Origin of the sequence: Ruminococcoides intestinihominis (genome assembly GCF_040096285.1) — a bacterium.
GTDB lineage: Bacteria > Bacillota > Clostridia > Oscillospirales > Acutalibacteraceae > Ruminococcoides > Ruminococcoides intestinihominis.
In genome coordinates, this window is the sequence record NZ_JBBMEY010000011.1 from 25,749 (window position 1) to 41,612 (window position 15,864).

Below are 15,864 nucleotides of genomic sequence, written 5' to 3' on the forward strand. Positions count from 1 at the left end.
ATTAACCTCTTTGAGCTAGCCAAATAAGTAGTACACTAATATCTGCCGGTGAAACACCACTGATTCTTGATGCTTGACCAATATTATCAGGCTTAACATTGTTCAACTTTTCTTGTGCCTCTAATCTTAAACCTGTAACTGTCTTATAATCAACATCTTTTGGTAGTAGCTTCTTCTCTAACTTACGCATTTTTTCAACTTGTTCAAGTTGTTTCTTAATGTAACCCTCATATTTTATCTCAATTTCAACTTGTTCAAAAATATTATGGTCAATATCAGGTCTATCCTTATCAACTTCAGTTAAACAATCATAATTTAGCTGAGGTCTTTTTAGTAGGTCAATCATTCTAACACCTGTAGTTATTTCAGATGTTTCACGTGAAACAAGTATGTTATTTAACTCATCAGTTGGAGAAAGAACAGTATTTTTAATACGCTTGTACTCTTCTTTCTTAAGTTCTTGCTTATGTAGATACTTATTCCATCTTTCATCAGTAATAAGACCGATTTCTCTACCAAGTGGTGTGAGTCTTACATCGGCATTATCTTGACGAAGTATAAGTCTGTATTCACTTCTGGAAGTCATCATTCTATATGGTTCGTTACAACCCTTAGTAACTAAATCATCAACCAAAGTACCAATATATGATGATGCTCTATCAAGAATAAATGGTTCTCTTCCCTGTACCTTTAGTGCAGCATTAATACCGGCAATTAAACCTTGAGCAGCAGCCTCTTCATAGCCACTACTACCGTTAAATTGACCTGCACCATATAGTCCTGAAAAATCTCTAAACTCAAGTGTATTATCCATCTGTGTTGGGTCAATACAATCATATTCAATAGCATAAGCAGGACGCATAATAACTACATTTTCAAGACCTTTAATACTATGGTAGAATTCTGTCTGTACTTCTTCAGGTAATGATGAACTCATACCTTGCAAGTACATTTCTTCAGTTTCAAGGCCACAAGGCTCAATAAATAGCTGATGTCTTTGCTTATTACTAAATCGAACAATCTTATCTTCAATACTTGGGCAATATCTAGGGCCTACACCCTCAATTTTACCAGCATACAGAGGACTTCTCTGAATATTATTTAAAATAATTTCCTTAGTCTTTTCATTAGTCCAAGAAATATGGCATACTACCTTATTATCACCTAGACTTTCAGTATCATAACTAAATGGTACAGGTGGTACATCACCCTCTTGTACTTCAAGGTCAGAAAAATCAATAGAACTTTTAAGTACTCTTGCCGGTGTACCCGTCTTAAATCTTCTTAACTTTAAACCAAGATTTTTTAGACTTGCACCTAAGAATTTTGCCGGAAAAATACCGTCAGGTCCACTTTCGTAAGAAGTTTCACCTACAAAAATCCTACCACCTAAATAAGTACCTGTAGCAATAACTACAGCTTTTGCAGTAAAAATTGCATCCATTCTGGTTGTTAGTTTCCAAGTGCCATCTTCATCTCTGTCAAGTTCAGTGATTTCAGCTTGACGAAGAATAAGGTTTTCTTGAAGTTCAATTTTATGCTTCATAGTATCTGCATATTTTCTTCTGTCAATTTGCGCTCTTAGAGAATGTACTGCCGGACCTTTGCCTCTGTTTAACATTCTCATCTGCAAGAAACACTCATCAGCAGTCTTACCCATTTCACCACCAAGGGCATCAATTTCTCTTACTAAATGTCCCTTTGCAGTACCACCAATTGATGGATTACAAGGGCAGTTACCAACTGCATCATTGTTAATTGTGAAAATTATTGTTTTACATCCTAGTCTAGCAGATGCAAGTGCTGCCTCAATTCCGGCATGACCTGCACCAATAACTGCTACATCAAAATTACCTGCATTATATCCCATATTACTTACCTACACAGAAATTATGGAATACTGAATCCACAATTTCTTCTCCTGCCTTTTCTCCGGTTAATTCTAATAAATAATCAATAGTTTCTTGTAAAGAAACAGTAATAGCATCCATAGTCATACCCATTGCTAAACTTTCTTTTGCTTCATAAAGACTGTTTACTGCATTTCTAATTGCATTTCTTTGTCTTTCATTGGCAATAATACCAGCACTAGGGTCAAAGTCCTCAGTTCCGGCTATTTTTTCAATCATATTCTTCAGTTCATCAATATTATCCTGTTGTTTAGCTGATATATAAACTACATTTTCTATATTATCTGTAATATACTTTTTGTCAACCTTATCTTCCAAATCAATTTTGTTGATTACGGCAATACAAGGCATATCCTTAATTTTATTAATAAGGTCAATATCCTCGCTATTAAGTTCTTCATTATTATCAAACAGTGCAATTACTAAACCTGCACCGTTGATTTTATCAAAGGTTTTTTGTACACCTATCTTTTCAATTTCATTGTCTGTATCACGAATACCGGCAGTATCAGAAAGTTTTAGCATTACATTACCAACTAAAACTGTATCCTCAACTACATCCCTTGTTGTACCGGCAATGTTGGTTACAATTGACTTTTCTCTGCCTACAAGTAAATTCATCAAGGTTGATTTACCGGCATTAGGCCTACCGGCAATAACTGTGTCTATTCCCTCTTTTACTACTTGTCCCATATCATAGGTTGAAAGTAGTTTCTCAAGAATAGAAATACTTTCTTCTATTGCCTCCATAATAGAGTCCTCAGATACTTCCGGAATATCCTCCTCCGGATAGTCTGCCCATGCTGAAAGGTGAGCAGCTTTATCAAGTAGCAACTGCTTTACCTGTTGACTTTTCTTAAACAAAGCACCATCCTTAACAAACAAAGCAGCCCTTGCTGCACTTTTTGACTTAGCAGATATAATATCCATAACTGACTCAGCTTCTGTTAAGTCCATCTTACCGTTAAGGTATGCTCTCTTTGTAAATTCTCCCGGTTCAGCTAAGGATGCACCTGCCATAATAACTGCATTTAGAACTTCTTTAGTAATATACATACCACCATGGCAAGAAATTTCAACTACATTTTCACCGGTGAAACTTTTTGGTGCAACATACTTTAGTACAACTGCCTCATCAAGGACTTCTTCATTATTATATATATGTCCGAAAAGAGCAGTATAGCCCTTAATTTCCATAATTTTTTTGCCACTGACCGACTTAAAAATTTTATCTACAATAGTAAATGCCTGTTCACCACTTACTCTGATTACACCAATTCCACCTTGTCCTTGGGCAGTAGAAATTGCTGCAATAGTACTCATAAAATCCCTTCCTTATATAAAAAAATAGAGACGATAAAAATCGCCTCTATCATTAGTAATCAATTATAATTTTCCGTAAAGGCTACCTTCGTTGATTGGCTCTCTGGTTGGTGTGCTTGTTGTGCTTTCACCACTTCTGTTATAACCACCACGTCTGCCTCTATTATTATTGTTATTTCTTCTGTCATATCTTGGACGAGCATCAGGGTCAGGACCGATAACAACATGACGGTTCATATTCTCACCTTCACTCCAAGATGTAGCACCTCTAACCTTTTGAACTGCAGTATGAATGATTCTTCTTTCATATGGATTCATTGGTTCAAGGGCTGTTTTTGCACCTGTTTTTGATGCCTTAAAAGCAAGTTTTCTACCTAGAATTTCAAGAGTTTTTTCTCTCTTTTCTCTATAATTACCTGTGTTAATTGAAATTCTGTAATAGTTATTCTCTACATGATTTGCAACTAAACCTGTTAGGTACTGTAGAGCATTTAGAGTGTCACCTCTTCTGCCGATTACATAACCGATACCTTCACCTTCAAGGTTGATTTCAGCACCGTCTTCATCTTCTTTAACTGTCATTTCAATTTCAGTTAAACCAAGTGCATTTAAAATATTTCTTAGATAATCTGTAGCTACCTTTGCAGGTGACTCTTTTTCTTTAAATGTTACCTTAACTTTAGCATCCTTACCACCAAAAAGACCTAGCTTTTTCTTTTCAGGTTGCTGTACAACTTCAAAGTCCACACCTTCAGTTGTGGAGTCAATGCCAAGTTCATTGTAGGCATTTTGAAGGGCGATTTCAATGGATTCGCCAACACCAATAGCTTCCTTAATCACTTTTTCACCTTCTGAAATAATTACAATTTTCTTTCATTCTGTTCAAGCAAAGCAACATGTCTTGCTTCTTGATTTGCAATCATTGTAACCGGGTTGTAGAACTTGTGCATAACAATAGACTGTACTAAACCTAGTAGAGTAGAACAAATCCAGTAGAAACCTACGGCTGCAGGTACAGAATAAGCGATATAAGCTGAGAATAGTGGCATTGCTAACATCATTGCCATCATACAACCCTGCATCTGTGTACCGTTTAGCTTCATTGTTAGAATCTGAGTTACAACTGATGAAACAAAACACAAAACAGGAATAATTGTATAGAATGAACCGAAGAAACCATATGTTGATGGTACTTGTAGCATACTAATTCCACTACCCGGGAATAGGTCAAAACCATTAGCTAACATTTCAATATGGCTTATTTCTGCTTGTGTAAAACAGTTATGAACAAAATCTGTATTAATTACAGCACCAAAGTTATTTAGAACTTCAATCTGCTGATAATATGTATTTACACCACTATGTAGAGGCATACCGGGAATATGCTGTGCATATGTAACTGTAGAATTTACAAGATCTGCATTTAGATGCAATGTATTTGTAAGAGGAGAAGAAATACTGTAGAAGATACCTAGCATAACAAGCATAGGTACGATACTGGTTAAGCAACCGGAAGAAGGGTTAACTCCCTCTTTCTGATATAGCTTTTGCATCTCCTCATTTGCTTTCACTTTATTATTTTTATATTTTTCTTGAATTTCTTTTTGCTTTTTCTGAAGTCTAGCATTGTTGGCCATAGCCTTCTGTTGCTTGATTGAAAATGGAAAAAGAACAATTTTAGCTAAAATTGCGAAAATGATAATTGCTATGCCGTAGTTTTGTACAACATAGAAGATAGGCCACAAAACATAACCGAATATACTTCCGAAGAAGTTAAATATTGCCATCATTTTGGATTTCTCCTCTTTATTTTCTCTTTCTTTGGTGGTACAGGGTCATATCCCCCTTTGGAGAAAGGATTACATCTTAAAATTCTCCAGACTGTCATTAAACCACCTTTAAATGCACCATGTACAGAGATAGCCTCTAATCCATATGAAGAACAAGTGGGATAGTACTTACACTTTGAACTGGTTAATGGAGAAATGCATTTTTTATAAAACTTAATAACTGCTATAAAAATCTTTTTCATTATTTACGCAGTCCTCAAAACCTTCGCTTTTTTCAGATGATCAGTCATTTCTTTCTTTACAACATCACTTTTTACATAAGGAGTCTTACCCCTAGCTACAAAGACAATGTCATAACCCGGAATAATATCACTGTACAGATCATAAAGAGAAGCTCTGATAACTCGTCTTGCTCTGTTTCTCTGCACAGCCTTACCAATTTTCTTACTGGTTGTTATTCCGTACCTTTTTTCATTACTTCTGTTTTTTAGAACATAGGTTACAAGGGAAGAACTAACATAACATTTACCCTTACGATAAAGTCTGAGAAAATCCCTGTTCTCTTTTAAAGTAACATTTTTTCCCATAGTGTTCCCCTTTTGATAAAATAAAAGAAAGACCACTTTGTAATAAAGTGGCCCTTATTTTAGTAAGACAACTGCTTTCTACCTTTAGCTCTTCTTCTTGCTAAAACTTTACGGCCATTCTTAGTTGCCATTCTTTTTCTAAAGCCATGTTCTTTCTTTCTATGAAGCTTCTTAGGCTGATATGTTCTCAACATTAGGAAACCCTCCTTTCGGATTTAAATACATTACCTTGCAATATAGAATTATATATTATTTTGCAATAACAGTCAACAAAAATTTTCTTTTTTTTCATTAAAATTTTCTTTAAACTCAAAAATAAGTGTGAAACCCACCACATATAGTATTAACCCGGATTTTAAATACTACCTATATGACCTAAAAAATAAATAATCCGGTATATATTTTATAATAGTAATATATACATACATAATACAGAAATTATTTGTTGCAAATTTATTTGATTTTTGTTATAATACATAGTGAATTTGTATGGGTGGGATTTTGCCCTTTTTTATTTGATACAAATAATTTATACTATAGTACAACTAAGGAAGTGAAAAAATGGATTCGTTTAATGAGGCGTGGAATATTATATGTGAATATTGTAAAAACAACACAACTACTTTTGCATATGATGTTTGGATTAAAAAGATTGAACCGGTAGGTCTTGACTTTGATAAGGGAGAAGTTACTCTTTTAGTTCCAAATGATTTTCACAGACAAACACTCCAGAAATGTTATATTCCACTTTTAAATGATGCATTTGATAGTGTTTTTGGAACTCATTTTCAAATTGTTTTTCAAGTTCCACAAGAAGTTAATAACATTCAAGAAAAAGAACAGAAGTCAACAGCTGAAACAGGATATGACTTTACATTTGATACTTTCATTGTAGGTTCATCCAATAAATTTGCTCATGCTGCTTCAATTGCAGTTGCTCAAAACCCAGCCGGTGCTTATAATCCTCTTTTTCTTTATGGTCACAGTGGTCTTGGAAAAACTCACTTGCTTTGTGCCATTAGTAATGAAATAAAGAAAAATCATCCTGAAACTAATATAGTATATGTTAAGGGTGATGATTTTACTAACGAACTTGTTGAGGCTATCAGAAAAGGTTCAACTTCAGGACTTAGAAACAAATACAGAAACGCTGATGTTCTTTTGGTGGACGATATTCAGTTTATCGGTGGTAAGGAACAGACTCAGGAAGAATTTTTCCATACATTTAATGCTCTTTATGAAGCTAATAAACAGATTGTTCTTACATCAGATAGACCTCCAAGGGAAATTAAGACTTTGGAAGAGAGACTTCGTTCCCGTTTTGAGTCAGGTTTACTTGCTGATATTCAGCCACCTGATATTGAAACAAGAATTGCTATTGTAAAGAGAAAGTCTGAAATTCTTGGTATTAACCTAAGTGATGATGTTTGTGAATATATTGCTAAAAACCTAAAAACAAATATCCGTCAGCTTGAAGGTGTTGTAAAGAAGCTAAAGGCTAAAATTCTTCTTTCAGGTGAAGAACCATCTTTATCAGTAGTAAAAGAAGGAATCAGTGATATTCTTAATGATGACACACCACCTGAACTGACAGTAGAAAAGATTATTGAAGAAGTAGCCAGAAACTATGGATTTAGTCCTGATGAAATAAAAAAATCAAAGAGCCGTAGAGCCGATTTAAGCCAAGCAAGACATATTGCAATCTACATAGCAAGAAATATCACTAACTTAACTGCTGTAGAAGTTGGTAAAGAATTTGGTGGTATGCACTACTCATCTGTACTGTATGCAACAGAACATATTGAGAAAGATATGAAGACAAATAATGATATAAAAGAGTCTGTTGAGGACATTATTAAGAACATTAGAGACAGATAAGTTTTCCACATTTCCTTACACATTAACATCACATAGATTCACATAATGTTAAAAACTTTAGAATTTTGAAAAGTTATCAACATTCCTAAAAATTATCAACATTTTCTGTGAGGAGTTAAAAATGTGATGATAACTAATCTACTGTGAGTTTTTCTACAAATGCACACACTCTAATACTACTACTATTTTAATTTACATATCAATTCATTTAAAACGGAAAATCTGCAAAAACGGAAGAAAGGTACGAAAATGAAATTTACTTGTTCAAGAACAGATTTAAGCAATGCTGTTACTTGTGTTCAAAGAGCAGTAGCAACTAAAGCATCTACACCTTCCCTAGAAGGTATATTAATAAAAGCATATGACAGTAACCTAAATTTGTCAGGTTACGATCTTGAAATCGGAATTACAACTGACCTTGAAGTTCAAATTGATACTGAAGGTGAAATTGTAGTTTCTGCTAAGCTATTCGGTGACATTATCAGAAAGTTACCTGAAGAAGTTGTAACTATCGAAACTGATGAAAGAATGGTTACTTATATTACCAGTGGTAATGCATCTTATCAAATTGTTGGTTTATCAGCTGCCGAATATCCTGATTTACCTAAGTTTGAAGAAACAGATAAGATTGTTATTAACGGTGGTATCCTAAAGGATATGATTCGCCAAACTATATACGCAGTTTCTGATAACACATCAAAACCAATTTATACAGGTTCTTTGTTTGAAATCAAAGACAAAATTATGACTATTGTTGCAATTGATGGTTACAGAATGGCTATTCGCAAGGAACAAATTGACAGTGACTCAGAAAACAGCTTTGTAATTCCTAAGAAAACTCAAAGTGAAGTACTAAAACTTATTACTGATGAAGAAGAAAATGTAGAAATTGTAATCGGTCAAAGACACACTTTGTTTAAAGTCGGTTCATTCTATGTAATTTCCAGATTAATTGAAGGTCAGTTTATTGACTATAATTCAACTATTCCAACAGGTACTGCAACCGAAGCAGTTGTAAATACCAGAGAAATCAGCTCAGCAGTAGAAAGAATGAGTCTTCTTGCCAGCGAAAAGATTCCTTCACCTGTTAAATGTGAATTTAGCAGTGATGAAATTAAATTAACTTGTAAAACATCTATGGGTAAGGCTAACGACAGTATCAGAACTACTATTTCAGGTGATGATGTTGAAATTGGCTTTAACAACAGATATTTACTAGATGCAATTAAAAATTGCGAAACAGACGAAATTAGACTAATCTTAAATGGTGGACTTTCACCTATGATTATTAAACCGGTTAAAAGTGACGACTTCCTATATCTAGTCGTACCAATGAGAATATCATAATGGAAAAACAAATAATTTTTATAGATACAGAATTTATTAAACTTCAGGATTTGTTAAAGTTTGCAGGACTGGTTGAAACCGGTGGACAAGCAAAAATCTTAATTCAAGACGGTTATGTTACAGTTAATGGAGAAATTTGCACAATGAGAGGCAAAAAAATTCGTAACGGTGACATAGTTACTCTTGATGATGATACTTTAGAGGTAAGACAGTCTTGAGAGTAAATTCTTTAGAATTTGAAAACTTTAGAAATTTAGAAAAAAATAAGATTTTTACTGACAAAAATACCAATGTTATCTTTGGAGAAAATGCTCAAGGTAAAACAAATTTACTTGAATGTATCTGGCTTTTCTGTGGTGGTCACTCATTTAGAGGTTCTGCCGAGAAGGAACTGATAAATTTCAATGAAAAATTTGCAAAAATAAAACTTGAATTTACAAGTCAAGACAGAGAACAAAATGCAGAAATTCGCTATACAGGTAACAAAAAGGAAGTTTTTATTAACGGCGTAAAGAAAAAAAGCGGTGCTTCATTAATAGAAAAATTTTCTTGTGTGGTGTTCTCCCCTGAACATTTATCACTTGTAAAGGCAGGTCCGGGAATAAGAAGAAAGTTTCTTGATGGTGCTTTGTGTCAGCAAAAACTTAAGTATGCAAAATATTTTTCTAAGTACAATCAAATCTTAAACCAAAGAAATGCCCTACTAAAAGATATAAACAAACATCCTAAACTACAGGTTACTTTAGAAATTTGGAATGAAAACCTTGCATCTTTCGGTGCATATATAATTGCAGAAAGAATCAAGTATGCAGAGAAGCTAAAAGAAAATGCAAAGTTCTTTCATTCAGGTATTTCTAATGACAGAGAAACTCTTGATATTGAATATGTTTCCACAATTAAAGAGATAAATGTGGATAACCTGGAAGAAATTAAAGAAAAGTTCTTAGCTGAACTTAATAATAAACTAAAGGATGATCTCTATAACGGCTACACAACAGTCGGTCCTCACAGAGATGATATAAATATTTTAATTAATGGAATGAAAGCAAAGAATTTTGGCAGTCAAGGTCAACAGAGAAGTGCAGTACTTTCCTTAAAACTTTCTGAGGCTACAGTTTTAAGTGAAATTTTGGAGGAAAAACCTGTACTGTTACTTGATGATGTTTTGTCAGAACTTGACTCAAAAAGACAAGATTATTTGCTTAATAAAATAGATGGCTATCAAGTTTTTATAACTTGTTGTGAACATAACGACAAAAAGCAACTTCAAGACGGTAAGCTTTTTGTCGTAAATCAAGGAAGAATTACAGAGGAATAGTTATGTATCTACATTTAGGTGAAAATACAGTTGTTAGAACAGACAGTATAATTGGGATTTTTGATATGGATACATCCACTATTTCAAAGTGGACCAAAGACTATTTATCCAATGCAACAAAAAATAAAAGAGTAATCAATGTTTCTATGGAATTACCAAAGAGCTTTGTTGTGTGTAATGAAAATAATGAGATAAAAGTTTATGTTAGCCAGATTAGTAGCCAAACTCTAATGAAGAGAAAGAGTAATTTTTGAAAGGAAGTATTGTTATGAAATTAGCAAAGTGTCCTTATTGTGGAAGAAGAATGTCTTATTCTTCAGCTTTTATGAACAAATCAAAAGGTGAATACAAGTGCAGTAGATGCAAGAAAGAAAGCAATATTTATATTAACAAGAAGATATGGCTTGCTTTTATCCTAACCTTTATGGTAGCTGCAATTATAATGACTATTGTTATTATGAAAACTGCAACAAAAAGTCCATTTATGTTTTTTCTTGTAATGATACCTTTCCTTATTTTCTATATTTTTGTGCCATTCTTTATAAGACTGAGACCACTGAAAAAGTATAGAGAATTTGTCAGTCAACAACAGAAATTTATCAAGCCTGAGATTTTGCCACCTATTACAGACAGTGAATTTGAACAGAGTGGTCCTGTAATCAATACAGATGTGTTTAATCAAATTAAGGCAAAAAGAAAAATCATTACTGAGGAAGAACAAGCAAGAACTAAGGCTTTCATTGAAGATGATGAACATAAGGTAGAATCAGATACAATATCTAGAAATTTATTCAAAGACAAAACTGCGGCTTTTAACTTAAACGATAGAAAGTAAGGCAAAGTTATGTTTAAAAAACCTACCTGTCCATATTGCAAGGCAATATATACTAGTGATGAAATAAAAAAACAATACAATAACGAAAAAGTAAAGTGTCATAACTGCAAAAAAGTTTTTGTAGTAAAGAAAAACGGTGGATTGGTGTTGCTTATGACAATGGCAGTTCTACTGGCTATTTTGGTAAATATTTTTATGATGTCCGTAATTGGTGTAAGAAGTGTTATTCCTATGTTTATTGTGACAATAATAATAATAGTTATTGCACTTTTAATGAGGTCATTTTTCGTTAAATATAAGAAAGAAGATTATAAAAAGTAATTTGTGGTCTTTTTGGAGGAATTATCTTGGATAATATAAATGAATTAGCAAAAGTAGAAAATGAATATGGTGCTGACGAAATACAGGTACTTGAAGGACTGGAAGCTGTTCGTAAAAGACCTGGTATGTACATAGGCTCAACCGGTGAACAAGGTCTTCATCATCTTGTTTATGAAATTGTAGATAATTCAATAGATGAAGCTTTGGCAGGTTACTGTACAAAGATTGAAGTATCAATTTTACCCGGTAACATTATCAAAGTTAAGGATAATGGTCGTGGTATTCCTGTTGGTATCAATCAGAAGATGGGTTTACCTGCTGTTACCGTTGTATTTACTGTTCTTCATGCCGGTGGTAAATTTGGTGGTGGTGGCTACAAGGTTTCCGGTGGTCTTCACGGTGTTGGTGCATCTGTTGTAAACGCACTTTCTGAATATTTGGAAGTTAAAGTTTGTGACGGTAAAGATATTTATTTTCAGCGTTATGAGCGTGGTAAAATAATGAATGACCTTGAGGTTATAGGTCATGGAACAGAAAAGGGTACTGAAGTTACCTTTAAGCCTGACCCCGTTATGTTTACCGATACTACAGTTTATAAATATGAAATTCTTGAAAAAAGACTTCGTGAACAAGCATTTCTAAATGCAGGTGTTAGAATTGAATTAAGGGATGAAAGAGATCCTGAAAATATTATCTCAAATGAATATTGTTATGAAGGTGGCGTAAAGTCATTCGTAAACTTTATTCGTGAAAAGAAGAGTAAAACTAAAGAAATCAATCCTCTACATGATGAGATTATTTATTTTGAAGCAGAAAATGAGGACCAGACAATGTCAGTAGAAATTGCTATGCAGTATACTGATGCAATCACTTCTGATGTTCGTTCTTTTGCAAATAATATTCACACTATTGACGGTGGTACTCATGAAGAAGGTTTCCGTAGATCATTAACTAAGGTTATGAATGACTACGGCAGAAGATTTAATAAGCTAAAAGAAAAAGACAGTGACCTAAAGTATAGTGACTATGAAGAAGGTCTGTTTGCAATTATTTCTGTTAAGTTGACAGAAGCTGAATTTGAAGGACAGACTAAGGCAAAACTAGGTAATACTGAAGTTCGTTCAATGGTTTATAAACTGGTAAAAGAAAAACTTTCTCAGTATCTTGAAGAAAATCCTGCCATTGGTAAGATTATTTTTGATAAGGCTATGATGTCCTTTACTGCAAGAATTGCAGCACAAAGAGCAAGAGAAAATGTAAGAAGAAAGTCAGCCCTTGACGGTGCAAGACTTCCCGGTAAACTTGCTGATTGTCAAAGTAAAGACTCAAGTGAAACTGAAATATATATCGTCGAAGGTGACTCTGCCGGTGGTTCTGCTAAGGAAGGCAGAGATAGAAAAATTCAGGCTATCCTCCCTCTTTGGGGTAAAATGCTAAATGTAGAAAAGGTTAGAGAAGACAAGGTTTATGGCAATGATAAGTTAACACCTGTTATTTTGGCGCTTGGTACAGGTATCAAGGATGACTTTGATATTTCAAAGTTGCGTTATGACAAGGTTATTATTATGGCCGATGCCGATGTTGATGGTTCTCATATCAGAACTTTGCTACTAACTTTCTTCTTCCGTTTTATGCGACCATTAATTGAAGAAGGTCATGTGTATATTGCACAGCCTCCTCTATATAGAATTACCAAAGGCAAAAAACATAAATATGCTTTCTCTGACCAAGAGAGAGATGCAATGCTTGCTGAAATTGAAGGTAAAACTGAAATTCAGCGATACAAAGGTCTTGGTGAAATGGACCCTGAACAGTTATGGGAAACAACAATGAACCCTAAAACAAGAACAATGCTTAGAGTTGAACTTCATGATGCCGAACAGGCTGATGAAACATTCTCAATGCTAATGGGTGAAAAGGTTGAACCAAGAAGAGATTTTATTGAGCAGAATGCTCGTTTCGTAGAAAATCTAGATATTTAAGGAGGGATAGAAAATGGCTGATAATAAAGATAATGAAATTTCAATGCCGGAAGCAAAAACCATTGAAGTAGATATTGACAGAGAAATGAGAAAGTCATTTCTTGACTATTCAATGTCAGTTATTGTATCCCGTGCACTTCCTGATGTAAGAGATGGCCTAAAGCCTGTACACAGAAGAATTTTATATACAATGCACGAAAAAGGACTTGAACCTAACAAACCATACCATAAGTGTGCCGATACTGTTGGTGCAGTGCTTGGTTCTTATCACCCACATGGTGACGCATCTGTTTATGATGCACTTGTAAGACTTGCACAAACTTTCTCAATGAGATATATGCTTGTTGACGGTCATGGTAACTTTGGTTCTGTTGACGGTGACCCTCCTGCTGCTTACAGATATACAGAAGCAAGAATGAGCAAAATTTCAACAGAAATGCTTACAGATATTGATAAGAATACTGTTGACTTTATGCCTAACTATGATGACAGACTTGAAGAACCTACTGTTCTTCCTGCTAAATTTCCTAATCTACTTGTTAACGGTTCATCAGGTATTGCCGTAGGTATGGCTACTAATATTCCACCTCATAATCTAGGTGAAGTAGTAGATGCAATGTGCCTATTAATTGACAATCCAGATGCTGAAGTTGCAGACCTAATGGAATGTCTTCCGGGACCTGACTTCCCTACCGGTGGTATTATTATGGGTAGAAGTGGTATCAGAGCTGCTTATGCTACAGGTAGAGGCAAGATTGTTCTTAGAGCAAAAACAGAAATTGAAGAACAGAAGAACGGTAGATTTAAGATTATTGTTAGTGAACTTCCATATCAGGTTAATAAGGCAAGACTTATTGAAACTATTGCCGATATGGTTAGAGATAAGAGAATTGAAGGTATCTCCAACATTGAAGACCATTCTGACAGAAATGGTATGCATATTGAAATTGATATTAAGAGAGATGCCTCTCCTCAAGTTGTACTTAATTTATTATTTAAGAATACTCAGTTACAAACTACTTTTGGTGTAATCAACCTTGCTATTGTTAACGGTGAACCTAAGATTCTTACACTAAAGGAAATGTTGCAACATTACATTGACTTCCAGGTTGAAGTTATTGTAAGAAGAACAGAATTTGACCTAAAGAAAGCTAAAGAAAGATGTCATATTCTGGAAGGTTTAAAGATTGCTCAAGATAATATTGATGAAGTTATCAAGGTTATCAGAGAGTCTAAGGATCAGGCAACTGCTAAGGTTAATTTGTGTGAAAAATTTGGTCTTGATGATGTACAGGCTCAGGCTATTGTTGCAATGCGTTTAGGTCAGTTAACAAATCTTGAAAGAAACAAGATTGAAAATGAACTAAATGAACTACATCTAAAGATTGATGATTTAGAGGATATTCTTGTACACAAGGAAAGACAGTTAAAGATTGTAGAAGAAGAAACTATTGCAGTTCGTAATAAATATGCTGACCAGAGAAGAACAGAAATCTGTGCAGTATCAGGTGAAGTAGATATTGAGGACCTTATTCCTGTTGAAGATTGTGTTGTTACTTTAACACAGTTTGGTTATATTAAGAGAATTCCTGCCGATACTTATAAGATTCAAAATCGTGGTGGTAGAGGTGTTTCCGGTATGTCACGCAGAGAAGAAGATGTGGCAAAGGAAATGTTTGTTGTAAATTCTCACGATTTAATCTTGTTCTTTACCGATAAGGGTAAGGTTTATAAAATTAAGTGTTACGAAATTCCTGAAGGTTCTCGTCAGAGTAAGGGTATGAATATTGCTAACCTACTTCCTATTGACCAAGATGAAAAAGTTACTTCTATGATTAAAGTTGATAATATGGAAGATGACAAGTATCTTGTTATGGTTACAAAGCAAGGTATTATCAAGAGAATTGAACTTTCTGCTTATAATACTGCCCGTAAAGGTGGTTTGATTGCCCTTGAACTTAATGAGGGTGATGAACTTGCTTGGGTTAGAATGACTGAGGGTAACGACAATATTATTGTTGCTACCGAAAAGGGTATGGCAATCAGATTTAACGAAAACGATATTCGTGCAATGGGTCGTCAGGCTCGTGGTGTTAAGGCTATGAAACTTGCTGAAGATGACCAAATTGTAGGTATGTGTGTTGCCCAAGATGATGATATGATTCTAACTGTTTCCGAAAAGGGTTACGGTAGAATTTCTAAGGCTACTGACTACAGAGTACAGTCAAGAGGTGGTAAAGGTCTAACCAACTACCACACAGATAAGTACGGTAAGGTTGCTGTACTACAGTCTGTTAACCTTGATGATGATATTATTATGATTTCTCAGTCAGGTATTGTTATTAGAATTGAAACTTCTTCTGTAAGAATTTGTAACAGACCAAGTAAGGGTGTTACTCTTATGAGAATCGGTGAGGATGATAAGGTTGTTACTATTGCTACAACACCTCACGAAAATGAAGAAGAAGCTGAAAAAGTTGATAATGAAGAATCAACTGAAAATTCAGAAACTACCGATACAGTAGAAAATAATGAGAACACAGAGAATACAGAAGAATAATTAAAATAAACGA

16 protein-coding genes are annotated in these 15,864 nt (G+C 34.3%); 9 read left to right on the plus strand and 7 right to left on the minus strand.

Annotation, left to right across the window (positions count from 1 at the left end; translation table 11 throughout):
* Window position 1 precedes the first annotated feature (1 nt).
* From mnmG to rpmH, 7 genes are all read right to left on the minus strand, one after another.
* Window positions 2-1,870, minus strand: coding sequence for a tRNA uridine-5-carboxymethylaminomethyl(34) synthesis enzyme MnmG (mnmG, locus tag WMO18_RS04420; RefSeq protein WP_211147256.1), 1,869 nt, complete (start codon window positions 1,868-1,870; stop codon window positions 2-4).
* Between the two features lies 1 nt (window position 1,871).
* The gene (gene mnmE, locus WMO18_RS04425) at window positions 1,872-3,233 is read right to left on the minus strand and encodes a tRNA uridine-5-carboxymethylaminomethyl(34) synthesis GTPase MnmE (protein ID WP_211147257.1); all 1,362 of its coding nucleotides are present in this window, start codon (window positions 3,231-3,233) and stop codon (window positions 1,872-1,874) included.
* Window positions 3,234-3,296: 63 nt separating this feature from the next.
* On the minus strand, window positions 3,297-4,073 hold the full coding sequence (gene jag / locus WMO18_RS04430) for an RNA-binding cell elongation regulator Jag/EloR (protein ID WP_211147258.1): 777 nt from the start codon (window positions 4,071-4,073) through the stop codon (window positions 3,297-3,299).
* A gap of 20 nt (window positions 4,074-4,093) precedes the next feature.
* The gene (locus WMO18_RS04435) at window positions 4,094-5,023 is read right to left on the minus strand and encodes a YidC/Oxa1 family membrane protein insertase (protein WP_022505887.1); all 930 of its coding nucleotides are present in this window, start codon (window positions 5,021-5,023) and stop codon (window positions 4,094-4,096) included.
* The gene (yidD, locus tag WMO18_RS04440) at window positions 5,020-5,265 is read right to left on the minus strand and encodes a membrane protein insertion efficiency factor YidD (protein ID WP_022505886.1); all 246 of its coding nucleotides are present in this window, start codon (window positions 5,263-5,265) and stop codon (window positions 5,020-5,022) included. Before yidD ends, WMO18_RS04435 begins: the two co-directional genes overlap by 4 nt.
* 3 nt (window positions 5,266-5,268) lie before the next feature.
* Entirely contained in the window at window positions 5,269-5,610 is a 342-nt protein-coding gene (rnpA, locus tag WMO18_RS04445) for a ribonuclease P protein component (protein WP_022505885.1), read from the minus strand.
* 59 nt (window positions 5,611-5,669) lie between these two features.
* A complete protein-coding gene (gene rpmH, locus WMO18_RS04450) occupies window positions 5,670-5,804 on the minus strand; it encodes a 50S ribosomal protein L34 (RefSeq protein ID WP_022505884.1) in 135 nt (44 codons plus the stop codon).
* A gap of 367 nt (window positions 5,805-6,171) precedes the next feature.
* On the opposite strand from rpmH, the gene dnaA reads away from it, so the two are divergent.
* From dnaA to gyrA, 9 genes are all read left to right on the plus strand, one after another.
* Window positions 6,172-7,488 carry a chromosomal replication initiator protein DnaA gene (dnaA, locus tag WMO18_RS04455; RefSeq protein ID WP_022505883.1) on the plus strand — a complete coding sequence of 439 codons (1,317 nt, stop codon included), beginning with the start codon at window positions 6,172-6,174 and terminating at the stop codon, window positions 7,486-7,488.
* A 249-nt stretch (window positions 7,489-7,737) separates the two neighbouring features.
* Entirely contained in the window at window positions 7,738-8,835 is a 1,098-nt protein-coding gene (gene dnaN, locus WMO18_RS04460; RefSeq protein WP_022505882.1) for a DNA polymerase III subunit beta, read from the plus strand.
* Window positions 8,835-9,053: an RNA-binding S4 domain-containing protein gene (locus WMO18_RS04465; protein WP_211147259.1), complete on the plus strand. Its 219-nt coding sequence runs from the start codon at window positions 8,835-8,837 to the stop codon at window positions 9,051-9,053. The genes dnaN and WMO18_RS04465 overlap by 1 nt, the downstream gene beginning before the upstream one ends.
* Window positions 9,050-10,153 carry a DNA replication/repair protein RecF gene (recF, locus tag WMO18_RS04470; protein ID WP_211147260.1) on the plus strand — a complete coding sequence of 368 codons (1,104 nt, stop codon included), beginning with the start codon at window positions 9,050-9,052 and terminating at the stop codon, window positions 10,151-10,153. The genes WMO18_RS04465 and recF overlap by 4 nt, the downstream gene beginning before the upstream one ends.
* Before the next feature lie 2 nt (window positions 10,154-10,155).
* A complete protein-coding gene (remB, locus tag WMO18_RS04475; protein ID WP_022505879.1) occupies window positions 10,156-10,407 on the plus strand; it encodes an extracellular matrix regulator RemB in 252 nt (83 codons plus the stop codon).
* 14 nt (window positions 10,408-10,421) lie between these two features.
* On the plus strand, window positions 10,422-10,988 hold the full coding sequence (locus tag WMO18_RS04480; RefSeq protein ID WP_211147261.1) for a hypothetical protein: 567 nt from the start codon (window positions 10,422-10,424) through the stop codon (window positions 10,986-10,988).
* Between the two features lie 9 nt (window positions 10,989-10,997).
* Window positions 10,998-11,309 (plus strand): MJ0042-type zinc finger domain-containing protein, encoded by a 312-nt coding sequence (locus WMO18_RS04485; RefSeq protein ID WP_022505877.1) that lies wholly within the window; start codon window positions 10,998-11,000, stop codon window positions 11,307-11,309.
* A gap of 26 nt (window positions 11,310-11,335) precedes the next feature.
* The gene (gyrB, locus tag WMO18_RS04490; protein WP_211147262.1) at window positions 11,336-13,291 is read left to right on the plus strand and encodes a DNA topoisomerase (ATP-hydrolyzing) subunit B; all 1,956 of its coding nucleotides are present in this window, start codon (window positions 11,336-11,338) and stop codon (window positions 13,289-13,291) included.
* Window positions 13,292-13,304: 13 nt separating this feature from the next.
* Window positions 13,305-15,851, plus strand: a complete 2,547-nt coding sequence (gyrA, locus tag WMO18_RS04495; protein WP_248004645.1) for a DNA gyrase subunit A — start codon at window positions 13,305-13,307, stop codon at window positions 15,849-15,851.
* The last annotated feature ends 13 nt before the right edge of the window (window positions 15,852-15,864 follow it).